The sequence below is a fragment of the Streptomyces sp. NPDC058678 genome, from assembly GCF_042714835.1.
Taxonomy (GTDB): domain Bacteria; phylum Actinomycetota; class Actinomycetes; order Streptomycetales; family Streptomycetaceae; genus Streptomyces.
Window position 1 is genome coordinate 63,861 of sequence record NZ_JBHXSG010000046.1, and the last position, 23,481, is coordinate 87,341.

At 71.3% G+C, this 23,481-nt stretch carries 19 protein-coding genes; 9 read left to right on the forward strand and 10 right to left on the reverse strand.

What is annotated here, in order from left to right:
* Positions 1-80: 80 nt before the first annotated feature.
* From ACFWWR_RS33495 to ACFWWR_RS33505, 3 genes are all read right to left on the reverse strand, one after another.
* Positions 81-1,970: an FAD/NAD(P)-binding protein gene (locus ACFWWR_RS33495; RefSeq protein ID WP_383871310.1), complete on the reverse strand. Its 1,890-nt coding sequence runs from the start codon at positions 1,968-1,970 to the stop codon at positions 81-83.
* A 169-nt stretch (positions 1,971-2,139) separates the two neighbouring features.
* On the reverse strand, positions 2,140-3,783 hold the full coding sequence (locus ACFWWR_RS33500; RefSeq protein ID WP_383871313.1) for an alkaline phosphatase D family protein: 1,644 nt from the start codon (positions 3,781-3,783) through the stop codon (positions 2,140-2,142).
* A 145-nt stretch (positions 3,784-3,928) separates the two neighbouring features.
* Positions 3,929-4,573 (reverse strand): HNH endonuclease family protein, encoded by a 645-nt coding sequence (locus tag ACFWWR_RS33505; protein ID WP_383871316.1) that lies wholly within the window; start codon positions 4,571-4,573, stop codon positions 3,929-3,931.
* A 394-nt stretch (positions 4,574-4,967) separates the two neighbouring features.
* Here ACFWWR_RS33505 and ACFWWR_RS33510 point away from each other — a divergent pair, with 394 nt between their 5' ends.
* Together ACFWWR_RS33510 and ACFWWR_RS33515 are read left to right on the forward strand one after the other, a co-directional pair.
* The gene (locus ACFWWR_RS33510; RefSeq protein WP_383871319.1) at positions 4,968-5,549 is read left to right on the forward strand and encodes a TMEM165/GDT1 family protein; all 582 of its coding nucleotides are present in this window, start codon (positions 4,968-4,970) and stop codon (positions 5,547-5,549) included.
* Positions 5,550-5,731: 182 nt separating this feature from the next.
* Positions 5,732-6,391 carry an HAD family hydrolase gene (locus ACFWWR_RS33515; protein ID WP_383871322.1) on the forward strand — a complete coding sequence of 220 codons (660 nt, stop codon included), beginning with the start codon at positions 5,732-5,734 and terminating at the stop codon, positions 6,389-6,391.
* Positions 6,392-6,911: 520 nt separating this feature from the next.
* Here the strand turns inward: ACFWWR_RS33515 and ACFWWR_RS33520 are convergent.
* Complete coding sequence (locus ACFWWR_RS33520; protein ID WP_384307236.1) at positions 6,912-8,060, reverse strand: peptidoglycan-binding protein; 1,149 nt, start codon at positions 8,058-8,060, stop codon at positions 6,912-6,914.
* A 175-nt stretch (positions 8,061-8,235) separates the two neighbouring features.
* Between ACFWWR_RS33520 and ACFWWR_RS33525 the strand changes: the two genes are divergently transcribed.
* Complete coding sequence (locus ACFWWR_RS33525) at positions 8,236-10,284, forward strand: DHA2 family efflux MFS transporter permease subunit (protein WP_384307239.1); 2,049 nt, start codon at positions 8,236-8,238, stop codon at positions 10,282-10,284.
* On the opposite strand, the gene ACFWWR_RS33530 is transcribed toward ACFWWR_RS33525, so the two are convergent.
* Together ACFWWR_RS33530 and ACFWWR_RS33535 are read right to left on the reverse strand one after the other, a co-directional pair.
* Positions 10,277-10,771 carry a GNAT family N-acetyltransferase gene (locus ACFWWR_RS33530; protein WP_384307241.1) on the reverse strand — a complete coding sequence of 165 codons (495 nt, stop codon included), beginning with the start codon at positions 10,769-10,771 and terminating at the stop codon, positions 10,277-10,279. The two genes, ACFWWR_RS33525 and ACFWWR_RS33530, sit on opposite strands and share 8 nt — an antisense overlap.
* Before the next feature lie 23 nt (positions 10,772-10,794).
* Positions 10,795-11,409 carry a dihydrofolate reductase family protein gene (locus ACFWWR_RS33535; protein ID WP_383871329.1) on the reverse strand — a complete coding sequence of 205 codons (615 nt, stop codon included), beginning with the start codon at positions 11,407-11,409 and terminating at the stop codon, positions 10,795-10,797.
* A 176-nt stretch (positions 11,410-11,585) separates the two neighbouring features.
* On the opposite strand from ACFWWR_RS33535, the gene ACFWWR_RS33540 reads away from it, so the two are divergent.
* Together ACFWWR_RS33540 and ACFWWR_RS33545 are read left to right on the forward strand one after the other, a co-directional pair.
* Positions 11,586-12,275: a hypothetical protein gene (locus ACFWWR_RS33540; protein ID WP_383871332.1), complete on the forward strand. Its 690-nt coding sequence runs from the start codon at positions 11,586-11,588 to the stop codon at positions 12,273-12,275.
* A gap of 6 nt (positions 12,276-12,281) precedes the next feature.
* Positions 12,282-12,995 (forward strand): hypothetical protein, encoded by a 714-nt coding sequence (locus ACFWWR_RS33545; RefSeq protein ID WP_384307243.1) that lies wholly within the window; start codon positions 12,282-12,284, stop codon positions 12,993-12,995.
* Between the two features lie 51 nt (positions 12,996-13,046).
* Here ACFWWR_RS33545 and ACFWWR_RS33550 read toward each other — a convergent pair whose 3' ends face one another.
* The gene (locus ACFWWR_RS33550; protein WP_383871337.1) at positions 13,047-13,457 is read right to left on the reverse strand and encodes a DUF1992 domain-containing protein; all 411 of its coding nucleotides are present in this window, start codon (positions 13,455-13,457) and stop codon (positions 13,047-13,049) included.
* Positions 13,458-13,537: 80 nt separating this feature from the next.
* Between ACFWWR_RS33550 and ACFWWR_RS33555 the strand changes: the two genes are divergently transcribed.
* Entirely contained in the window at positions 13,538-13,930 is a 393-nt protein-coding gene (locus tag ACFWWR_RS33555; protein ID WP_383871340.1) for a hypothetical protein, read from the forward strand.
* 10 nt (positions 13,931-13,940) lie between these two features.
* On the opposite strand, the gene ACFWWR_RS33560 is transcribed toward ACFWWR_RS33555, so the two are convergent.
* Entirely contained in the window at positions 13,941-14,612 is a 672-nt protein-coding gene (locus ACFWWR_RS33560) for an O-methyltransferase (RefSeq protein WP_383871343.1), read from the reverse strand.
* Positions 14,613-14,736: 124 nt separating this feature from the next.
* Complete coding sequence (gene proP / locus ACFWWR_RS33565; protein ID WP_384307245.1) at positions 14,737-16,098, reverse strand: glycine betaine/L-proline transporter ProP; 1,362 nt, start codon at positions 16,096-16,098, stop codon at positions 14,737-14,739.
* A 387-nt stretch (positions 16,099-16,485) separates the two neighbouring features.
* On the opposite strand from proP, the gene ACFWWR_RS33570 reads away from it, so the two are divergent.
* Positions 16,486-18,549 carry a bifunctional glycosyltransferase 87/phosphatase PAP2 family protein gene (locus ACFWWR_RS33570; RefSeq protein WP_384307248.1) on the forward strand — a complete coding sequence of 688 codons (2,064 nt, stop codon included), beginning with the start codon at positions 16,486-16,488 and terminating at the stop codon, positions 18,547-18,549.
* A gap of 79 nt (positions 18,550-18,628) precedes the next feature.
* Here ACFWWR_RS33570 and ACFWWR_RS33575 read toward each other — a convergent pair whose 3' ends face one another.
* Entirely contained in the window at positions 18,629-19,864 is a 1,236-nt protein-coding gene (locus ACFWWR_RS33575) for a cytochrome P450 (protein WP_384307250.1), read from the reverse strand.
* Between the two features lie 252 nt (positions 19,865-20,116).
* Here ACFWWR_RS33575 and ACFWWR_RS33580 point away from each other — a divergent pair, with 252 nt between their 5' ends.
* Both ACFWWR_RS33580 and ACFWWR_RS33585 read left to right on the forward strand, forming a co-directional pair.
* Entirely contained in the window at positions 20,117-21,286 is a 1,170-nt protein-coding gene (locus ACFWWR_RS33580; RefSeq protein ID WP_384307253.1) for a steroid 3-ketoacyl-CoA thiolase, read from the forward strand.
* 1,027 nt (positions 21,287-22,313) lie between these two features.
* A complete protein-coding gene (locus tag ACFWWR_RS33585; protein WP_383871355.1) occupies positions 22,314-23,450 on the forward strand; it encodes a nucleotide disphospho-sugar-binding domain-containing protein in 1,137 nt (378 codons plus the stop codon).
* The last annotated feature ends 31 nt before the right edge of the window (positions 23,451-23,481 follow it).

A 23,481-nucleotide genomic window follows, 5' to 3' on the forward strand; every position in this document is an offset into this window, starting at 1 on the left:
AGTACTCCTTCGGTCGGGCCGGTCCGTGGGGCGGACCGGTCGGGGGACGGAACCGAGTGAGTGACCCAGGCTAGGAGCGCCTAATCGATGCTTGCAAGTTCAACATTTGGCCATTGGTTTGCTTCCGCTTGGCCTTCCGTTTCGGCCGCAGCCGCACGTAGAGCCGCTCTGGCCACCGCATCCGCGTCCGAAAGCGTGACCGAATCCACACCCGGACGGGCCCCCGCCGCGGTCACCCAGTGCACGCCCTCCGTGGGCACCCCGAAGGCCAACCGCCTTGCGTGTACCCGTCCTTGACGGTCCATCAGATGATACGGCCGCGGCGTCACGTCGAGTCCTCCCGTTTCGTAACCGTCCACGGTGTGCGGCCGGCACTGGCCGGTCTTCAGCAGCCGGGCGAGGAGGTCGTCGGCCGTGCGCCGCAGATCCGGTTCCGGTAGCCGCGCCTCTATGAGAGTTGTCACGTGTACGGCGGATCCCGGCACCTCCGGGGAGTGCGCCACCCACGCCCCGTCCTCCTCGCGGACCTCCAGCCGTGGCCCGAGCACCTCCACCACGCCCGCCTCCACCAGCGCGGCCAGCTCCTCGATTCGGCGCCGGGGCGGGCCGATGGACAGGAAGGCGTTGAGCGGGGTGTACCAGCGGTCCAGGTGGTCCCGCCGGGACGTGCCCGCGAGTCCGCCGTGGTCGACGATCTGCCGCAGCTCGTTGCGCAGGTCGCGCAGCACGTCCTGGGCGGCCTTCAACGGGCCGGAGACATTGCCGAGGGCGGCCTGGGCGGCGTCCTCGCGGAGGTGGGCGAGCAGCCAGTCGCGCCAGGCCCCGGGATCGGGGAAGGCGCGTCCCGCGTACGGGCGGGACATCCGGTCCCAGGACCAGCGGTCGGCCCGGGCCACCCCGAACTCCTCGAGCACGGCCGCCTCTTGGAGGCTGCCGTGCGCGGCGGCCAGGAAGCGCTCCCGGAACGCCGGGTCCCGCAGCAGGGCTTCGTAGTAGACCGTCTCCACCTCCTTCGCCACCAGCGGCCATATCTCCGCGAGGAAGTCCGGCGACTCACCGGAGTCGGCGCGCTTGCGGAGGCGGGCGATCACCTCGTCGGTGAGGACGAGCGGGAGGTGACGGCCGTAGGGGCCCTTCGCGTTGTCGCCCCGGGCCTGGTACGGGATGCCGCGTCGCGAACCGGCGTACAGGCGCGGCTCGCGGCCCGAGGGCAGGTACCGCAGGCCGCGACGGCCGGGTACGAAGCGTCCGCCGCGGCCGGTCGTCAACAGGGCCGTGTGGTCGAAGAAGTTGAGACCCAGACCGCGCAACAGCACCGGTTCACCGGGGGAGACGGGGGACAGGTCCACGTCGGCCGGGTTGGCGGGCGGTATGTGGCGCAAACCGTGCTGTTCGGCGTACGCCGCGAGCCGCCGTACGGTCGTGTCCGCGACCACCGGCAGATGGCCCTGCGCCAGGACGACGGCGGACAGGCCGGACAGGGTGCGGCCGTCGTCGAGGGTGACGGACTGGAGGCCGTCCGAGGCGTCGTCGAGCCGTACCGCCCGCGCCGCGTGCGTCTCCACCCGCACCTCGGGCGGCGCCTCGCGCACCGTCCGCGCGAACACCCACTCCAGGTACCGGCCGTACTGGGCCCGGGTCGGGTACTCGTCGGGTCCGAGCGTGCCGCCCGCCCACTCGTGCAGGCTCGGTCCCGGCCGGATCGGTCCCGAGCAGTCCACGCTGTCGTCGGTGAACAGGGTCACCTGCGAGGCCACGGTGTTCATCAGCAGCTCGGACGACTGCGCGGTCCGCCAGACGCGGCCGGGGCCGGGTGGCGCCGGATCGACGACGTGGACCGTCAGCCGGGCGCCCGGCGGGAGGAGTTCCGGCGCCGAGGCGCAGAGGCGTTCCAGAACGCTGGTCCCGCGTGGTCCGGCGCCGACCAGAGCGACGGAGACGGGCACGTGGTCCTCGGTCGGTGCGGGCAAGAGGGGGACTCCCGGGCGTGTGGGGCGCGTGGTGGCGACCACTGGAAGCGGACGGTCCGCCTCATCATGCCGTCGGGAACCGAGGGAGCCGAGCCCAGGGTGCACGGACTGTGGGACGCATCACGAGCATCACGGGCCACGGGTGCAGGAAACAGTCGTAAGAGGCCGATTACCGGGCGAGTTCGGACTCCGTGACGGTCTCCAGCCGTGGCTTCGCGCCCCGCACCTCCCGGGCCTGCTCCAGCCGCAGCCGGGCCGAACGGCCGCGCAGCGTCAGGGTCATGAGCTGGTTGCCGAACCAAGGGCCGCCCTTCTTGCGCCAGCTGACCGGCGGGAGGGGCGTGCCGGCGTGCCAGGCGAAGCGGCGGCCGAGGGCGCGGGCCAGGGAGCTCCAGCCGAACCGGAAGCCGAGCCTTATCGACAGGGGAATGGAGTTGTGGACGGGGGAGCAGGTCAGCTGGAAGACGCGCGCGTCGGGTGACGGCGCCCCGGACCGCCACTTCGGCTCGGCCACGTACGCGTGGTGCACGTCCCCGGACAGGACGAGGATCGTGGCCGGCGCCTCGGGCCCCGAACCCGCCTCGGCGATCAGCTCCGCCAGCGCGGTGAAGGACTCCGGGAAGGCCGCCCAGTGCTCCAGGTCGGCCTTCCGCCGCAGGTCCTCCCCGAAGCGGGCCCAGCGGGCGCCTTTCTCGCCCCGGCACAACGCCGCGTTCCACGCCTCGGCGTCGTGCACCAGCTGCGGCAGCAGCCAGGGCAGGGAGGTGCCGATGAGGAGGTGGTCGTACGAGCCCGGCGCGTCCAGCGTCTGTTCGCGCACCCACTTCGCCTCGCCCGGGTCGAGCATCGAGCGGCGTTCCTCGTCGAGGACCCGGGCCGCCCGGCTGTCCACCATCAGCAGGCGGACGCGGCCGAAGTCGCGGCGGTAGCTCCAGCGCACCGAGGGGGAGTCGGTGTCGGCCCGGGCGGCGAAGGCGCGCAGGACGTCGGTGCCGTCGGGCGTGTCGCGCACGGCCGCGTACACCGGGTCGGCGGCCAGTTCGTCAGGCGTCATGTTCCCCAGGTGCTGGTGCACCCAGTACGACATGAGGCCGCTCATCAGCCGCTCCTGCCACCAGCCGGTGGCCCGCATGTCCTCCAGCCAGGCGGCGGAGGTGTTCCAGTCGTCGATGACGTCGTGGTCGTCGAAGATCATGCAGCTGGGCACGGTGGACAGCAGCCAGCGCACCTCGGGGTCGAGCCAGGACTCGTAGTAGAGGTGGGTGTACTCCTCGTAGTCCGCGACCTCGCTGCCCGGCGGGTCGCTCAGGTCGCGGCGGGCGGCCAGCCAGCGGCGGGTCGCGTCCGTGGTCTCGTCGGCGTAGACCTGGTCGCCCAGCAGCAGGAGAACGTCCGGACGTTCACCCTCGGGTTCGCTCACCATCCGGGCCGCGAGGGTGTCCAGGGCGTCCGGGCCGACCGGGTCCTTCTCGCCGGTCGGGGGCGAGGCCCAGCGGCAGGAGCCGAAGGCGACCCGGACGTCGTCGTCCTCCATGGTGGTGCGGATGACCGAGGGCGGGAACGGGGAGTCGGGCAACGGCCACACGCGGGCGCCGTCGAGGAACACCTCGTACGCCCGGCTCGTGCCCGGCGTCAGGCCGGTCACCGGGACCAGGGCGTAGTGATGCCCCTCGATCTGGAAGGTGGGGGCCTCGCCCCCGCCGCCCTCCGCGCAGCGCACCTCGGCGGTGCACGGACGGCTCGCCTCGACCCAGACGGTCGCGCGCGAGTCGTCGGCATACCTCAGCAGTGGCCCCAGGCGCAGTCCCGCCACGTGATCACCCTCCTCCGTCGCCCCGTACGGTACGGAACGACGGAGGGGAACGGGGAGGTTCCGCAGATCACGGTTTGTCGATCCTTGTGGATCTTTCAGGATCACTCGATCAGCGGCTCGCCCAGAGGCTCGATCGGCAGCTCGATCAGCAGCTCGACAGGTAGCTGGTGAGCGCGCTCTTCTCGGCCGAGTCGACCGAGAGGCCGTAGTAGTACTTCACCTGGACCCAGGCGCGGACGTAGGTGCAGCGGTACGAGGTGACCGACGGCATCCAGGTGGCCGGGTCCTGGTCGCTCTTCGCCTGGTTCACGTTGTCCGTGACGGCGATGAGCTGCGGGCGTGTCAGGTCGTTGGCGAAGCTCTGGCGCTTGGCGCTGGTCCAGCTGTCGGCGCCGGAGTCCCAGGCCTCGGCCAGCGGCACCAGGTGGTCGATGTCCAGGTCGGAGGCCACGGTCCAGGTGGCGCCGTCGTAGGGGGAGTACCAGCTGCCGCTGGTGGAGGCGCAGGCGGAGTCGGTGACGACGTTCGAGCCGTCGCGCTTGAGGACCGTCTCGCGGGTGTTGCAGGACCCGCTGATGGTGATCCAGTGGTTGAAGAGGTCGCGGCTGTAGCCGGTACGGTCCTCCGTCGCCACCGTGAGCGAGGCGAGGTAGGTGCGGGCGGTGGTGGCGCTGACCGGGGTGGGGAGGGCGGCGGAGGCGGTCGGGCTGTTGAAAAGCGCGACCGACGCTATGAGTCCGGTGAGCGCCGTGAGTATGCTGACCCGTCGACGCGCGTAGAACTTCGACATGCGAACTCCCAGGGGATGCGGGGGCGTTGGAGTGCGAGCGAGGAAATGCTCGCGACGCCGCGTTGCGGGGGGATGAGCGTTGGGTAAGAAGCTAATGACGTGTGCATGACACGTCTATGCTCGCGACGGGACTTTCGGCCCCGGAGGTCGGTTCATGGGTCACGTACAATGGACGGCGCAGAAGGGGAGTAGCTCTTCGCCGGACCGTCGACATACTGCTCAGCTCGTCTGAGCCGGCGCCCGGAGGCTGATCCTTCACGGATCGGCCAGCGAGACCTTCGGCAAGCAGTGCACGCCCGTGCCGTACGGCACGGGTGACCAGTGCGCTGCCGTGCCGAGGTGTCGCAAGAGCGGTCGTCACTCTCGGTGGGGCAGCCCGACCGATTGAGGACCCTTGATCAGCTTCACCGTGACGGCGCTCGTCTTCGGCGTCGTCTTCCTCGCCGAGCTGCCGGACAAGACCGCGCTCGCCGGACTCGTCCTCGGCACCCGCTACCGAGCCTCCTACGTCTTCGCGGGCGTCGCCGCGGCCTTCGCGCTCCATGTCGCGCTCGCCGTCGCGGCCGGCAGTGTGCTCACGCTCCTGCCGCAGCAGATCGTGCAGGCGCTGACCGGGGTGCTCTTCCTCGGCGGCGCTGCCGTACTGCTGATGAAGAAGGACGAGGATGAGGGGGAGGTCCGCAGGCCGGAGAACCAGTCCTTCTGGAAGGTCTCGGGCGCGGGCTTCATGCTCATCCTGGTCGCGGAGTTCGGTGACCTCACGCAGATCATGACGGCGAACCTGGCGGCCCGCTACGACGAGCCGCTCTCCGTGGGCCTCGGCGCGGTGCTCGCGCTGTGGGCGGTGGCCGGACTCGGCATCGTCGGCGGAAAGGCCCTGATGAAGCGGGTTCCACTGCGGCTGATCACCAAGGTCGCGGCGCTGTTGATGCTCGGGCTCGGGGTGTGGTCGCTGTGGGAGGCCGTGGCCGGCTGACCCGTCCGGCGAGCTGAACGGTGGGTGAACCATTTCGGAAGACGGTGGCGGGAGCCGGTTCTGTTTTGTACCGTGGAGGAACAAAGTGGCTCCCGCCCGTTTTCCCTGACCGGCGGGCGGGGCCGCCTTGTTCCCCGGGGCTCACCCAACACGCCCCCCGCCCCGCGTCCTTGGAGCTGCCGATGACGGCCACCGCCGTGCTCACCGCCCGCGCCCTGCTGCTGGACATGGACGGCACCCTGGTCAATTCCGACGCCGTGGTCGAACGCATCTGGCGGGGCTGGGCCGACCGGCACGGGCTGGACGCGGACGAGGTCATGAAGGTCGTCCACGGCCGCCAGGGGTACGCCTCGATGGCCCTTCTGCTGCCCGGCCGCCCCATGGAGCAGAACCACGCCGACAACGCGCGGATGCTCGCCGAGGAGACCGCCGACATGGACGGCGTGGTCGCGATCCCGGGCGCCGCCGAGTTCCTCGCGTCGCTGCACGGTCTTCCGCACGCCCTGGTCACCTCGGCGGACGTGCCCCTGTCCACCGCGCGCATGGCCGCCGCGGGCCTCGGCCTGCCCGACGTCCGGATCACCGCGGAGTCCGTCGGCGCGAGCAAGCCCGACCCCGAGGGCTTCCTCAAGGGCGCCGCCGAACTGGGCGTCGCCCCGGCCGACTGCCTCGTCTTCGAGGACTCCGGCGCCGGGATCCAGGCCGGCCGCGCGGCCGGGATGCGGGTCGTCGGCGTGGGGCCGCGGGCCGGCCTCCACGGTCCGGACGCGCTGGTGCGGGACCTGACGGAGGTACGGGTGGAGGCCGTGGCGGACGGGACGATCAGGCTGTACGTCGGCTGAGACCGCCCCGGTTCCGGGTGCGGCGGATCCTGCGTGGGAGGACGGCCGGGGCCCTGCCGGGCGGTCAGCCCGCCGGGATCCGGCGGGTTCCGTACGCCGCTGGTGAGTGGGGCGATGAGGGTCCCGCTGTCTTGAGCGATGCCGGGCGTTCGGGGGCCATCGACGGCCGTGCGGCCGTGGCTCTGCCGGGGAGCCGGTGCCGGACCGCGCGTCCGCGACCTGATCCGCCGGATGGCTTACGGCTGGTGAGTGGGGGCGATCGGGGTCCCGCTGTCTGAGTGATGCCGGGCGTTCGGGGGCCATCGACGGCCGTGCGGCCGTGACCCTTTCGGGGAGCCGGTGCCGGACTGCGCGTCCGCGATCCGATCCGCCGGATGGCTTACGGCTGGTGAGTGGGGGCGATCAGGGTCCCCTGTCTCGGCGATGCCGGGCGTTCGGGGCCTCCGACGGCCGTGCGGCCGTGGCTCTGCCGGGGATCCCGTGGCGGATCCCGCGTCCGCGATCCGATCCGCCGGACGGCCTACGGCTCCGTCGTCTCCGACTCCAGCCTGGCCCGGGTCTCCTGGTCGTACACGCCGAGGTCGTCGGTGCCGACGCCTCGGGACCACTGGTAGTTGCGCAGCGCCTCCTCGACCTTGTCGGTGAAGTTCCCGTCGATCTCGTCGTTGTAGAGGTACAGCTGGCGCAGGCGCTGCTGGAGCTCGGTGACCTCGGGACCCCGGTCGCCGCGGCGCAGGATCGGGCCGCTGGTGCGCTCGTCGTCCGACCTGTCGCCGGAGCCCGAGGCCTCGCTGCTCGTCGGGGACGCGGTCGGCGGGGCGGACCGGGACGGGCTCGGCGAGGCGCTGGACGCGGATGCCGACGGCGACGAGGTGGGTGACGGGCTCTCACTGACGGGCGCGGACGGGGACGCGGACGTCGGCGGCGCGGACGTGGGCCGCGTGGACGGCGACACGGATGCCGCGCTGGTCGAGGCGTCCGGTACGGCCGCCCGTACGTCCTGCGGCGGTGCGCCCTCCCGCGACGGCGTCTCGTACGAGAACAGCCCGCTCGCGATCCCGGCCGCCGCCACGACCGAGACGACTGCTCCGGCGACGCCGAGGAGCACGGTACGGCGACGACGGCGGCTCGGCCTCTCGTCACCGTGGCCCGGCGCGGCGGGACCCGGGCCGTCGGCCCCCTCGAAGAACAGGTGAAGGTCGGCGGGGCCGGGAGCGGTCGCCGGGAGTGCCAGGGGAGTCGGGAGCGCGGCGGTGGCGTCCACGGCGGGAAGTACGACGGTGGCGTCACCGTCGGGCGAAGCGACGGGCTGTGCGGCAAACCCCACGACGGGCTGTGCGGCGGGATCGATCGTCGGGTCGACCGCGGGGTCCACCGCACGCAGCGGCATGGTCGCCTCGGCCGGAGGCACGTCCGGGACGCCCGGCACGTCCGGAGTGCCGGACGCCTGCTCCTCGGACCGCCCCGCCTCGGTGCCCTCCGCCGCCCCGTCGAGCTCGACGTAGGGCCGTATCCGCAGCGGATCGAAGTCCTCCGCCGCGGCCGCCTCCGCCGTACGGGCGTCGCGCAGGGCGTCGGACGCCCGCTGGGTGCAGGCGCAGGACGGGGTGTTGTCGGCGCCCCGGGGAGCACCGCACTCCGGGCACAGATGCCCCGTTGACTCGTCCACGTGTTCGTCCCTCCCCTCGCGTCTCCCCCTCGCGAACTCCAGAGATTATCCAGACCTCCTCCACACCGTCGTTCACGAGCCCCCGGAAGAAGGGCTTCCGGACAGGACTCAACAGGCCATAACTGGTCACACCGACCACGATGGAATTGGGAAACGAGACCCGCGGGAGGTCCGCATGGCCGAGGACGCGCACGCGACGACGGAGCAGGTGCGGGGCGCACACGACGACCACGTACCCGGCAACGTCCTCGTCTCGATCGGCGCCCTGCTCCTCGGGATGCTGCTGGCCGCCCTCGACCAGACGATCGTGTCGACCGCGCTGCCCACGATCGTCAGCGAACTCGGCGGCATGGACCACCTGTCCTGGGTGGTCACCGCCTACCTGCTGGCCTCGACCGCGGCGACCCCGCTGTGGGGCAAGCTCGGCGACCAGTACGGCCGGAAAAGGCTGTTCCAGATCGCGATCGTGATCTTCCTGGTCGGCTCGGGACTGTGCGGGGCGGCGCAGGACATGCCTCAGCTCATCGCGTTCCGCGCCCTCCAGGGACTCGGCGGCGGCGGGCTGATGGTGCTGTCGATGGCGATCGTGGGCGACCTCGTCTCCCCCCGCGAACGCGGCCGCTACCAGGGGCTGTTCGGTGCCGTCTTCGGGGCCACCAGCGTGCTGGGCCCGCTGCTCGGCGGGCTGTTCACCGAGCACCTGAGCTGGCGCTGGGTGTTCTACATCAACCTGCCGATCGGTGTTGTCGCGCTCGCCGTGATCGCGACGGTCCTGCGCATCCCGCGCAAGTCCACGCGGCACGTGATCGACTACCTCGGTACGTTCCTCATCGCGTCCGTCGCCACCTGCCTGGTGCTGGTGGCGTCCCTGGGCGGTACGACGTGGGGCTGGGGCTCGCCGCAGATCGTCGGGCTCGCGGTCGTGGGCGTCGTGCTCGCCGTCGCGTTCGTGGCCGCCGAGCGGCGGGCCGCCGAACCCGTCCTGCCCCTCAAGCTCTTCCGCATCCGTACCTTCACCCTCTCCGCGGTCATCAGCTTCATCGTCGGTTTCGCGATGTTCGGCGCGATGACCTATCTGCCGACCTTCCTCCAGGTCGTCCAGGGCGTCAGCCCGACCATGTCCGGCGTGCACATGCTGCCGATGGTGCTCGGACTGCTGCTGTCCTCGACCCTCTCCGGGCAGATCGTCAGCCGCACCGGCCGATGGAAGGTGTTCCCGGTCGCGGGCACCGGCATCACCGCTCTCGGCCTGCTCCTCCTCCACCAGTTGGACGAGAACAGCTCGACGGGCGAGATGAGCGTCTTCTTCTTCGTCTTCGGCCTGGGCCTCGGCCTGGTCATGCAGGTCCTGGTCCTGATCGTGCAGAACGCCGTCTCGTACGAGGATCTCGGCGTCGCCACCTCCGGCGCGACCTTCTTCCGCTCCATCGGGGCCTCCTTCGGCGTCGCCATCTTCGGCACGGTCTTCGCGAACCGCCTCGGTGACAAGCTCACCGACGCCTTCGGGGGCACCCAGCTGCCGCCCGGCGTCTCCGTGGGCACGCTGGAGGCCGACCCGCGCGGCATCGCCGCCCTGCCGGCCGACCTGCGCCCGCCGGCCCTGCACGCGTACGCCTCGTCCATCACCGACGTCTTCCTGTACGCCGCTCCCGTCGCCCTCGTCGGCTTCGCACTGGCCTGGTTCCTGAAGGAGGACCGGCTGCGCGGCTCGGTCACGGCGCCGGACGTCACGGAGACGCTCGCCAGCAACCCCGTGGAGCGGTCGTCCTACGACGAGGTCTGCCGGGCGCTGTCCGTGCTCGGCACCCGGGAGGGCCGGCGCGAGATCTACCGGGAGATCACCGCGAAGGCGGGGTACGACCTGCTCCCCGCGGCGAGCTGGCTGCTGCTGAGGATCAGGAAGTACGGCAGTCAGGAACCGGCCGTGCTCGCCGAGCGCACCACCGTCCCGCTGACCGTCGTCATCGAGGCCTCCCGTCAGGTCGAGGAGCGCCGCCTCGCCCTCCGTCGCGGCCTCGACCTCGTCCTGACCGCCGAGGGCCACGAGGTCGCCGAACGGCTTGCCGAGGCCCGCCAGGAGTCCCTCGCCGGGCTCCTCGGCGACTGGTGGGGCCCGGACCGGCCGACCGACCTGATCCAGCTGGTCAAGGAGCTGAACGGCGAGCTGTGCGGCTCGGAGGCGGAACGCCCGCACGACGGGCGCCCGGTGACCCGGTTCAGCTGAGGTGCTTGCGGAACCAGTGCTCGGCGTACTTGTTCTCGTTGTACGGCTCGGTCTCCTCGTAGCCGAGCCGCGTGTACAGGGCGCGGGCCTCCACGAGGTCACCGCGGGTGTCGAGGACCATCCGCCGGGCACCGAGGGCGCGTGCCGCGTCCTCCGCGGCCCGCACGAGGAGTGCGGCGCCCCCTCGGCCCCGCATCCCCTCGTACAGGAACACCCGGGTGAGCTCGGCGCTTCCGCCCTCCAACAGCCGTACGCCCGCACTGCCGGCCGGTCGGCCGCCGTATCGGCCGACGAGCAACTGCCCGACCGGCGCGGTGAGTTCGGAGCCCGTGCAGGCGGCGATCTCACGTTCCAGCTCGTCGGGATCGGTCCTGCGCCCCTCGTGGAGCAGGTACCAGCGGTCGCTGACCTCCGTGTAGTACGCCCGCCAGAGCGCGGCGGCGACGGGGGAGTCGAAGGGTTCCGGGGCGACGGTCCATGTCGTCATGGCGCCCATTCTCGGGAGCGCGCCTATACCGCCCGCAACCGAATATGCGTCACCCCCGGCGAGTCGAGAACCTGCGTCTTGCGCCACTCGACGTGCTGGTCGCCGAGCCCGTCGAAGAGCCGCCGGCCCCCGCAGGCGAGCACCGGGACCACGTGGAGCATCAGCTCGTCCAGCCATCCGGCCCGGATGAACTGCCGCACCAGGTCCGCCCCTCCGGCCAGCGAGACGTCCTTGTCCCCGGCCGCCTCCCGGGCGAGGGCGAGGGCGTGTCCGGGGCCCTCGGTGACGAAGTGGAAGGTGGTGCCGCCCTGCTTCACGAGGGACGCGCGCGCGTGGTGGGTGACGACGTGAACCGGCATGTGGAAGGGCGGGTCGTCGCCCCACGGAAGCTCGCCGCTGACGTACATGCCGTGCCCCATGACCACGGCGCCCGGCCGCTCGATCCACTCCGCGATCAGCCGGTCGTCGGGGCCGGTCTCCCCTCCCTCCATCCCCTGCATCCTCCGGAACGTCCGCAGCCCGTACAGCCACTGGTGCAGCCGCTCCCCGCCGATGCCGAGCGGGTGTTCGCGCCCCGAGTCGGGCCCGGCGACGTACCCGTCGAGCGACATGGCCAGCCGTGCGATGACCTCACCCATGACAATCTCCTCAGTCGGTGACTTGCTCTACACCTGTGCGTCGATCGGGCCTGTGCCGAATCGACACGCCGTCGCCACGCATGTGCAGACCGTTTGGGTGTCCCCAACCGGGCTACCCGGTCGGGGAAACCGGCCCGTACGGAGAGCCGGTTGGGTCGAAAACCCGGAAGGCACTCATGTCCACAGGCGTGATCATCGCTCTGATCGTGATCGTGGCGGCCATCGTGATCGTCGCGGCCGTCCTGATGCTGCGGGCCCGGCGCGGGCCCGGTGGCCAGAACCTGAAGCGGCGCTTCGGGCCCGAGTACGACCGGGCAGTGGCCCGGCACGACGGGGACGCCAAGGCGGCCGAACAGGAACTGGCCGAACGCGTGGAGCGGCACGGATCGCTGCGCGAGCGGGCCCTGGAGCCCGCGCAGCGCGAGCAGTACGAAGCCCGCTGGACGGCCGCTCAGGAGCGGTTCGTCGACTCGCCGCGGGAGGCCGTGGCCGAGGCGGACCGGCTGCTCGCCGAGCTGGCCGGCGCCCGGGGCTTCCCGGACGGCGCGCAGTACGACGAACAGCTCGACGCGCTGTCCGTCCACCACGCACACCACGTGCACGGCTACCGGCGCGTGCACCGCGTCGCCGCCGCGGCCGGCAGCGGGGCGCAGAACGGCGACGGCCGGTCCGGCACCGAGGAGATGCGCGAGGCCATGGTCGAGGCACGGGCCCTGTTCGAGGACCTGGTGCGCCCGGCCCGGCACCGGGAGGAGTCCCGGAAGTCCGTCGAAAGGTCCGACGGCGGTACGGCGCAGGGCCGCGATGACGGCCGTGCCCATCAGCCGTGGGGATTCACCAGGCGCCACCACGCGAAGGGGAGTTGAGCGAACATGACGGATGCGACGAGCGGTGCGGGCGCCGAGGGCGCCCCGCGCGACGGGAAGCCGAGGGGGCGGGCGACGGTTCCACCGGCGGCCCCGGGCCGTGACCCGGTGACGGGCGGGAAGGTACCGGGCAACGTGCCGACGGACACGACCGCCGGACGGGGCCGTGAGACGGGCCAGGGCGGCGGCGCAGCCACCGGTGCCACCGGCACGTCCGGTGGGTTCGGCGGCGAGACCGCCACGGGCCGCGACAACGCCTCGACCCCTGCGGGCATCCCGGGCACCCCGGCGCCGCCGGGCACCCCGGGCAGCCACGGCCCCTCCGGGACCTCAGGGGACGCGGCGCCGCTGGTCACCGGTTCCGAGCAGAGCCACGGCGGCCACGGCTCCGAGCGCGGTGACGGCGCCCACGACGGCACCCACGGCTCGGGTCTGCTGCCGCACGACGAGAGCGACAAGCTAGCCCAGCGGTTGCAGCACGCCGTCGCCGGTTTCGTGGACGAGCCGAAGACCGCGGTCGAGGAGGCCGACCACGTACTGGAGGAGGCCGCCGCCCGCTTCACCGACGCGGTGACGCAGCGACGCCGTACCCTGCGCAACTCGTGGCAGGCCACGGACAGCGGCACCGAGGGCATGCCGACGACGTCCACCGACACCGAACAACTCCGCCTGGCCCTGCGGGACTACCGCGAACTGGCGGAGCGGCTGCTGCGTATCTGATGCGTATCCGCTGAGGCCTTCAGATCTTCGGAAGACCTTCAGAAGGCGCCTTCAGGCCTGAGCCGCCCGGCGTTCCCGCCACTGCCGTACGACGTCCTCGACGTCGTACGGCTTCATTCCCAGCGGGGGGCCGGGCGGCGGCTTGAACATCATGTCGCGGATCTTGACGTTGACCTCGGCGAGGATCTTCCGGACGATCCGCTCCGAGGGTGCCGCGTACGCCGCCGCGAGCGCGTCCTCGGCCTCCTTGCGCAGCGCGAGCGTCGGCGGCAGGACGGCCAGGCCCTCGCGGGCCATCTTCTGTTTGATCCACCACATTTCGTCGTACGAGGTGTCGGTGCCGTGCGGCAACGGCTTTCCCAGGCCGGGGAGTTGGGCGAACTCACCGCGGCTCTCGGCATCGCGGATCTGCTTGTCGACCCAGGACTCGAACGGAACTCCGGGTGGCTTTCGCTCGGTCATGAGTCCATTGTGCCGGACGGCCCTGGGCCGGGCGATCTATCATGCGGCGGCTGTGTAAGGACACTTCAGGAGGAGCGCACGTGCTCGAACTCACCATGGCCACCGTCTCCGCGGCGGAGGAGGGTGCCACGGCCGGCATGCTCATGGCCGACTCGCCCAGCGAGCCGGGGTCCGTGCTGCGGGTGGGCCGGGACAGGGCCGTGTGCCGTCTCGCGACACCCGACGACTGGCTGTTCGTCTCCCGGGTCCACCTGGAGTTCCTCTGCGGACCCGACGGCACCTGGCACGTGACCTGGCTGCAGGGCTCGCAGCCCGACCCGTCCTCCGAGGTCCGCCTCACCGTCGGCGAGTACGCGCAGCCGATCACCTACGGCGGGACCGTGCCGCTGCCCCGGGGCGGCAGCGGCGAGATCATCGTCCAGGACCGCACCGCCCCGCGCAGCGTCAACGTCGGCTTCTACCACGAGGTGTGAGGGGCAGGGGCTACGCGAGGACCCGCGCCAGCGCGAAGCCGTCGTAGCCCTTGCTGCCCACCGTCTGGATCGCCGTACCGCTCAGCCGCGGGTGCTTGCCGATCAGTTCGATGGCGGTCCGGGTGCCCTGGACGTCGGGGGCGGTGCTGTCGGCGTCGACGACCCGGCCGTCCCGCACCACGTTGTCGACGACGATCAGACTGCCCGCGCGGGTGAGCCGCAGCGCCCACTCCACGTAGTGCGGGTTGTTGCCCTTGTCGGCGTCGATGAAGACCAGGTCGAAGGGGGCCGGGTTCTCGTCGGCCAGCTTGGGCAGTGACTCCAGGGCCGCGCCCACCCGCACCTCGACCAGCTTGTCCAGGCCCGCGCGGGCGATGTTGCGGGTGGCGACCTCGGCGTGCCGGGGGCTGTACTCCAGGGAGATGAGGCGGCCGTCGGCGGGCAGCGCGCGGGCCAGCCAGATGGTGCTGTAGCCGCCGAGGGTGCCGATCTCCAGGATGGTGCGGGCGCCCTGGATCTCGGCGAGGAGCTGGAGGAGCTTGCCCTGGGGCGCCGTGACGTTGACGCGCGGCAGCTCGGCCGCCTCGCTGTCGCGCAGGGCCGCCTCCAGTGCCTCGTCGTCCCGCGCGAGGTGGGTGGTGAAGTAGTCGTCGACGTCGTCCCAGCGCTGCGACTCGCTCATGCACCTGTGCCTTTCGTATGGCTAGTTAGAATTGCTAACTAGCTGTGCTAACGAATATAGTCGCGCGCCGGTTCCCTGTCCGGGACTTCCCGCGGCGGGTTTCAGCCGTTCGGCCCAGACGGCGCTAGCGCTCGACCGACGGTGGCGAGCCCGGCAGCGGCCGTCCCGCCGACTCCGCCATGAACCACACCGCCACGCCGCCGATCACGGCCGCGGCCATCATGTAGTAGGCGGGCATCATCATGTTCCCGGTCGCGCCGATCAGCGCCGTCACCACCAGCGGGGTCGTTCCGCCGAAGAGCGAGACCGACACGTTGAAGCCGATGGACAGGGAGCCGTAGCGGACCTTCGTCGGGAACAGCGCCGGCAGCGCGGAGGGCATCGCCGCCGTGAAGCAGACCAGCAGCAGGCCCAGCGCGCCCATGCCGAGCGCGACGGCGAACAGGCTGCCCTGGCGGATCAGCAGCAGGGCCGGGACGGACAGCAGCAGGAAGCCCGCGCAGCCCGCGGCGATGACGGGACGGCGGCCGATCCGGTCGGTCAGGGCGCCCGCGAAGGGCTGGACCACCATCATCAGGGCCATCACGCCGAGGACGACGAGCAGGCCGTGCGTCTCGTCGTACTTGAGCTCACTGGTCAGGTAGCTCGGCATGTACGACAGCAGCATGTAGTCGGTGACGTTGAAGACCAGTACGAGACCGACGCAGAGCAGCAGGGCACGCCACTGGCCGCTGATCATCTCGCGCAGCGGCACCTTCGGGCGGTCCGCCTCGGCCTTCGCGACCTCGGCCGCGAACGCCGGGGTCTCCTCCAGGCGCAGCCGCAGGTAGAGGCCGATGATGCCCATCGGGCCCGCGATCAGGAACGGGATCCGCCAGCCCCAGCTCAGCAGGTCGTCGGTGGACAGCAGGGCGGTCATCAGCGTGACCAGGCCCGCGCCGCAGATGTAGCCGGCCAGCGTGCCGAACTCCAGCCAGCTGCCGAGGAAGCCGCGCCGCTTGTCGGGGGCGTACTCGGCGATGAAGGTGGAGGCACCCGCGTACTCGCCGCCGGTGGAGAAGCCCTGCACCAGGCGGGCGGCCAGCAGGAGCAGCGGAGCGCCGACGCCGATCGTGGCGTACGAGGGGATGAGACCGATGGCGAAGGTGCCCGCGGCCATCATGATCATGGTGACGGCGAGGACCTTCTGCCGGCCGACGCGGTCACCGAGCGGCCCGAAGACCATGCCGCCGAGCGGGCGGACCAGGAAGGCCGCGGCGAAGGCGCCGAACGTGGAGAGCAGCTGGGCGGTGGGGTCGCCGGACGGGAAGAAGACCTTGCCCAGCGTGACCGCGATGTAGCTGTAGACACCGAAGTCGAACCATTCCATCGCGTTGCCCAGCGCGGCGGCCTTCACGGCACGCTTCACGAGAGCCGGGTCGGTGACGGTGGCGTTCTCCGGGGTGGGGACGGGGGACGGGGAGGGGGCGACTGTGGCAGTCGGCAAAACGACGCTCGCCTGCTTTCGACGGGGACGGGGAGTGGCCTGCGCGACGGCGCCGGCGAGCAGGCAGAAAATCGACCATAGGGGTACTTGTCCTGTTCACGTGCCGTACACGGTTGCTTGCAGGGTGCACGTAAATGCGCTGTATGCAGGCCCGTGCCCCGGCCCCGGAGTGGATTTCCCGGTGACTCGTTGTGATCCTTCTCGCGTCCTGCGCAGGCAACCGAATCTCCGGCGGACTATCGTCATCCGGACAAAAGGAGAGCGGACGTCAGGTGAAGCAGGGGTTGCCCGCGTCTCTCTCCGGGGGATGGTGCGAGCCCTCAAGGGTTCGCTGAGCGATCCGGCGCAGCGATGCGTGGGACGACCGGGGCGGGAGGCCGACGCGGCGTGGCAAATGCGGAGCAGGGCGGGCGACCGGCAAAAGCGTTCGGGGCGACAGCCGTCGGCCCGGCCACGCCTGCCCAGGCCCGCCTCCGCGCGGCCCGGCTCGGCCTGTGGCTGGTCGCCGTGGTCCTCGCCGTACGGCAGGTTGCCGTCGTCCTCAGTACCCCGCGGGGGGACCGGCTGACGGATCTCGAGACCTGGGTCGGTCCGAACGGCGTCCTGCATGTGAAGGGCTCGCTGTACGACTCGACGCGCTTCACCGGTACCCCGTTCGGGGGACTGGTCATGAAGCCGCTCACCAGAGCCGCCGAACAGGCCCTCGGCTGGGGCTGGATCTTCGGCACCCTGCTGCTGGTCGTCGCGCTCGGCCTGGTCGCGGCCCGCGCCCTGCCCCAGCCCGTCAGCCGCCGCACCTCCCTGCTCGCCGCACCGGTCGCGATCAGCCTCCTGATGCTGTCGCTGCCGGTGCGCAACACCCTCTGGCTCGGCCAGACCAGCATCATCCCGGTCCTGCTCGTGCTGCTCGGCTGCTTCGCCGTACGCGGCCAGCGCGTCAGCGGCCTGCTCATCGGCTTCGCCGCCGCCCTCCAGCCCACGGTCCTGCTCTTCGCCCCGCTGCTGTGGTTCACCGGCCGCCGCAAGGCAGCCCTGTCCACCGGCGTCACGTTCGCCGGATGTACGGCGCTCGCCTGGGCGGCGATGCCGCACGACTCGTACACCTACTGGGTGCACCACATGGCCGGCGTGGGCCTCGGCGGCAAGGCCGACGACCTCGCCAACCAGTCCCTGCACGGGTTCCTGCTCCGCCTGGGCCTGTCCGGCCCCCTGGAGATCGCCCTCTTCCTGCTGCTGGGCGCCGCGGTCGCCGCCCTCGGCCTGAGCCGCGCCGTGCGCTACGCCCGCGACGGACAGCTCCTGCTCGCCGTCGCGATCACCGGCTGCGCGGCGATCGCCGTCTCGCCGACCACCTGGCAGCACCAACTGCTGTGGGTGCTGCTCGCGGTCGTCGGCCGGGTCGGCAAGCGGGCCTCCGACCGGTACGTGTGGCCGGTCGCCGTCGTCCTGGTGATGTCGCTGCCCGCGAAGATGATGCTGCCGAACATGTCGGCGCTGTTCGCCCTGCGGGACAACGCGGTGCTGCTCGCGGCCGTCGCGGCGGCCACCGTCATCCCGTTCCTGTCCCGCACCTCGCCGTACTACCAGTCACCGATTCCGACGCAGTACGCCGCGCCCGTCCCCGCACGCTTCGGGCGCATCCCGCTGCTGCCCTTCCTGCGCCGGGTCCTCAGCCGCCCCAACCTCCTGCTCGAGCTGCTGCTCATCCGTGTGACGTACGCCGCCTACCAGCGGGTCCGCCTCGCGGCGACCGGCGGCTCCAACTCGGCCGGCCGGGCCAGGGCCGAGGAGCACGGCCACCAGATCCACGACATGGAGCGATGGCTCCACATCGACATCGAGCACTGGGCCAACCACGCGGTCGTCAGGGTCGACTGGATCCGCGACTTCTTCGACTTCTACTACACGTCGTTCCACTTCGTCGTCCCGCTCAGCGTCCTCGCCGTCCTGTACTGGCGCCGCCCCGTCGACTACCGCTGGGGCCGCTCCTCCCTCGGCTTCGCCACCCTGCTCGCCCTCGTGGGCTTCTGGCTCTACCCGCTCGCCCCGCCGCGCCTGATGCCGAACCTCGGCATCATCGACACCGTGCACGGCGTCCAGGACTTCTCCAAGCCGGACTACGGCACCCTGACCGCCCTCACCAACCAGTACGCGGCGATGCCGTCCCTCCACTTCGGCTGGTCCCTGTGGTGCGGGCTCGTCATCGCGATCATCGCGCCGAGACGGTGGATGAAGGCCCTGGGTCTGCTGCACCCGCTCTTCACGGCCACGGCGATCGTGGTGACGGGCAACCACTGGGTGCTGGACGCGGCGGGCGGTGCGGTGGTCGTGGTGGCGGGCTTCGGGCTGACGTACCTGTTCCAGGGGCCGCGGGCCCGGCTGACGACGACCGTCGCCGCCGACAGGGAACCGGCCCTGGTGAAGGACCTGAAGGACCCCGCTCCGAGCTGAACCGGTGAGGTCGGGGCTGTGGGCCCCGGTCGGACGGGCCGACGGCGCCGGGAAGCCGTCGGCCCGAGTACCGGCCCGGTCAGCCGGTGCTGACCTGGAGTTCCTTGACGCCGTTGATCCACGCGGAGCGCAGTCGCCGGGGGTCGCCCGTCGGCCTGAGACCGGGCATCGCGTCGGCGATCGCGTTGAAGATGAGGTCGATCTCCAGGACGGCCAGGGACTTGCCGAGGCAGTAGTGCGGGCCTCCGCCGCCGAAGCCGAGGTGGGGGTTCGGGTCGCGGGTGACGTCGAAGGTGTCCGGGTTCTCGAACACCTCGGGGTCGTGGTTGGCGGAGGCGTAGAAGAGGCCGACCCGGTCGCCCTTCTTGATCCGCTTGCCGCCGAGTTCGGTGTCCTGGGTGGCGGTGCGCTGGAAGGAGTTGACCGGCGTGGCCCAGCGGACGATCTCCTCGGCGGCGGTCGCCGGCCGCTCCGCCTTGTACAGCTCCCACTGCCCGGGGTTCGTGAGGAAGGCGTGCATGCCGTGGGTGATGGCGTTGCGCGTGGTCTCGTTGCCCGCGACGGCCAGCATCAGCACGAAGAACCCGAACTCGTCCGAGTTGAGGTTGCCCTCGTCCTCGGCCGACACCAGCGTCGTCACGATGTCCTTGGCCGGGCACTGCTTGCGGTCGGCGGCCATGTTCATCGCGTAGGCGATGAGTTCGGTGGCCGATTCCTGGCCGACCTCCTCGGTGATCGCGTACTCCGGATCGTCGTACGAGATCATCTTGTTGGACCAGTCGAAGATCTTGGCCCGGTCGTCCTGCGGGATCCCGATGAGCTCGGCTATCGCCTGGAGCGGCAGTTCGCAGGCGACCTCGGTGACGAAGTCGAAGGAGCCGGAGCGGGCGCGTGCCTGTGTGACGATCGCGTGGGCTCGGGCGCGCAGGGTGTCCTCCAGGGCCCGGATGGCCCGCGGGGTGAACACGCGCTGCACGATCTGGCGGACGCGGGTGTGTTCCGGCGGATCCATGTTGAGCAGGATCAGCCGCTGGGCGTCGATCGCGTCGCGCTCGATGTGCTCGTTGAAACGGATGATCGCCGTGTTGAGGTACGAGGAGAAGAGCTCCGGGTGCGTCGAGACGTACTTGACGTCCGCGTGCCGGGTGACGGCCCAGTACCCGTCGTCCTGGAAGCCGGCGATGTTCGAGGTCTGGGGGATCCAGCGGACCGGCTCCGCCTGGCGCAGCTCGGCGAACTCCGGCAGCGGGACACGGTGTTGCAGAAGGTCGGGGTCGGTGAAGTCGAACCCGTCGGGGAGAGCTGGACAGGGCATGGGCGACTCCAGCTGAGAGTCCGGGCCGTGGTGTTGTCTGACGGTCCATCAGGAATGAGGTCGCCGTGAAGGTAGTAACGGGTTCTAGAAGTAGCAAGGGGTGTGGCGCCTCGAATTGACTGCACGCCCCTTGCGGTGGCGGGCGACCGGTCAGCAGACTGCTGGTGGAACTAGAACACGTACTAGTTCCGCGTGGCGGGCCGGGCCGGGACGCCCCCGCGCCGCGCGGGTACCGGAGGAGAGGAACTCCCCATGGCCGCGGAACCCGTGATCGTCGAGGCCGTACGCACCCCCATCGGCAGGCGCGGCGGTGCCCTCGCCAACCTGCATCCCGCCTACCTCCTGGGCGAGACCTACCGTGAACTCCTCGGCCGCACCGGCATCCCCGCCGACTGCGTCGAACAGATCGTCGGCGGCACGGTCACCCACGCCGGCGAACAGTCCATGAACCCCGCGCGCACGGCGTGGCTGACGGTCGGGCTGCCGTACGAGACGGCGGCGACGACGGTCGACGCGCAGTGCGGATCCTCGCAGCAGGCCTCGCACATGGTCGCCAACATGATCGCCGCGGGTGTGATCGACGTGGGCATCAGCTGTGGCGTCGAGTCGATGTCACGGGTGCCGCTGGGATCCGGGTCGAAGCACGGGCCGGGCAAGCCGTTCCCCGACGAGTGGAACGTGGATCTGCCGAACCAGTTCGAGGCGGCGGAGCGGATCGCGCGCCACCGGGGCCTGACCCGGGAGAACGTCGACTCGCTGGGGCTGATCTCGCAGGAACGGGCCGCGGTGGCCTGGGCCGAGGAGCGCTTCAAACGCGAGACGTTCGCCGTGCAGGTGCCGACGACGGAGGAGGAGCAGCGGGCCGGGCAGGGCATGTGGCGGCTGGTCGACCGTGACGAGGGACTGCGCGACACGTCCATGGAGGCGCTGGCCCGGCTCAAGCCGATCATGCCGAAGGCCGTCCACACCGCGGGCAACTCGTCCCAGATCAGCGACGGTTCGGCGGCGATCATGTGGGCGTCCAAGCGGATGGCCCGCGCGCTGAAACTGCGACCCCGGGCGCGGATCGTCGCGCAGGCGCTGGTGGGTGCCGACCCGCACTTCCACCTGGACGGGCCGATCGACGCGACGCGGGCGGTGCTGGGGAAGGCCGGCATGTCGATGAAGGACGTCGACGTCGTCGAGATCAACGAGGCGTTCGCGTCCGTGGTGCTGAGCTGGGCGCAGGTCTTCGAGCAGGACCTGGAGAAGGTCAACGTCAACGGCGGCGCGATCGCGCTCGGGCACCCCGTCGGCGCGACGGGAGCCCGCCTCATCACGACCGCGTTGCACGAACTGGAGCGAGTGGACAAGGAGTTCGCGCTGGTGACGATGTGTGCCGGGGGCGGGTTGGCCACCGGGACGATCATTCAGCGGCTCTAGTCGACGTCCAGGAGACGAAGGTGGTGAGCCCGGCGGGGGTGATGGTGAGGATCGCTCCCGCCGGGTTTCGCGCAGTGCCCAAGAGAGCGCAGTGCCCAAGAGAAACGTGCCCGTGCCCGGGTCCGTCCCGTGCCCGTGCCCGTGCGCTGAGGGTCGCTACTCGTGCGCTGAAGCCGTAAGCGCCGGCCCCCCCGCCACCAGAGCCGTGACCGGCAGCGGAACGCCCGGCCCGTGGTGCGACACCAGCCATGCCCCGAGTGCCGCGCCCGCGAACATCGCGACCACCGAGGCCGTGCGGCGGGAGGAGTGCGTGCCACGGCGCCGTCCGCGCGGGAGTCGGCGGCGAGGCCGGTCGGGGTCAGCGTGAGGACCGTTGTCGCCAGGTCGCGTACGCCGAGGCGGCGGACGGTCGCGTTGCGCAGGCCCATCACGAAGGTCTGACCGCGATCAGGGTGTGGATCGTCGCCGTGGCGTCGGGGGCGGCGAAGGCGACCACCGATGACGCGCCGAGCAGCAGTGCCTCCGTGGCGAGGGTGAGACGGGCCCAGGTGCGGCGGGAACCCTTGCCCAGGCCTGCCGCGAGGCTCTGGCTCGTTGCGCCGGGGAACGTGCCGGGGGGCCTCCGGCCGGGTCGGCCGGGCAGGTGACAGATTAACCAATCGATCTTTGACCCCCATTCCGGATGCTCTCTACATTCATTTGTGAATGCGCATGGGCACTGCCTCCGGATCGGCCACGGCGAGGGCCGGGTAATCCGTGCCGGCCGATTTCCTCGGCGGCCCGGACGCGCCCCGGCCCGACCCCGCTGGGCGCCCGCCGGATGTCGGCCCACCGCGTGGAACGGGTGAGGGGAGGACGCAGCCGGTGCGTGTGCACCACGGGAGCGGCACCCCTTTCCGGCCTTCGAGAATTAACCGGCCGCACGATATCGGCGATTTCCGGGCGAGCGCATTCACGACCTGCCTGCCAATGGGCCGTGCCGATTCCGCTTGCTTGGCGGAATCGGTGCGGAGAAAAGGAGTCGACCATGCGTGTACTCATCGCGGCCACCCCCGGTATCGGCCATGTCTTCCCGATCGTTCCGCTGGCCTGGGCCCTGCGCCTGGCGGGCCACGAGGTGCTCGTCGCGACCGGCGGTGACGGCCTCGACGTACGGAACGCCGGCCTTCCGGTGGAGGACACCTGCCCGGGGACGGACGCCGTCGGGCTGGCCATGCGCACGTTCCTGGAGCACCCCGAGGTGGCGGCGGAGTGGGAGGCGACGGACCGCTCCGACTTCGACGCCAACCAGCGCTTCTACGGCAAGCTGATGAGCCATCAGGCCGACCTGGTGGACGCCTATGTGAGGGTGGCGCAGGACTTCCGCCCCGACGTGGTCGTCCACTCGTCGATGAGCGTGCTGGGCCTGGTGGCCGCGGCGAAGCTCGGGGTGCCCGCCGTGGAACACGGTTACGGACTGACCCGTACGACGCGGTACGTGGACCGGGTCCGGGCGTGGAACGAGGAGATCTTCGACCGTCACGGGGTGGACCTCCCCGCCGCGATGCACCACATCGACGTCGCGCCGCCGAGCCTGGTCGGCGGCGCCGACTCTGGCTGGAAGATGCGCTACCTGCCCTACAACGGCGGCGCGGTGCTGCCCTCGTGGTTGACGGCTCCGTCGGAGCGGCCGCGGATCGCGGTCACGCTCGGCACCACGGCGCCGGCCTTCGACGGGCTCGGCCAGCTGGACCGGGTGATCGCGCTCGCTCCGGACGTGGACGCCGAGTTCGTGCTGGCGCTCGGCAGTGCGGACACCAGCACCCTCGGGGAACTGCCCGACAACGTGCGCCTCGTGGAGTGGGTGCCGCTGAACCTGCTGCTCCGCACGTCCGCAGGGCTCGTCCACCACGGCGGCTCCGGCACGTCGCTGGGCGCCCTGGAGGCGGGGGTGCCGCAGATCCTGATGCCCGACGAGGGCGACCGCTACGTGAACGCGTCCGCCGTGGCGGAGCGGGGGGCGGGTCTGTCGGTGCGCAGCGAGGACCTGACCAAGGACGCGATCGACCAACTGCTGCACGACGAGGTGATGCGCGCGGTGGCGCGCGAGGTGCGGGCGGAGATGCACGCGATGCCGTCGCCCGTGGAGGTGGAGGCCCGGATCCGCGCGGTCGTGGAGGGCTGAGCCGGCCGCCGCCCGCAGGTCACGGGCCGGC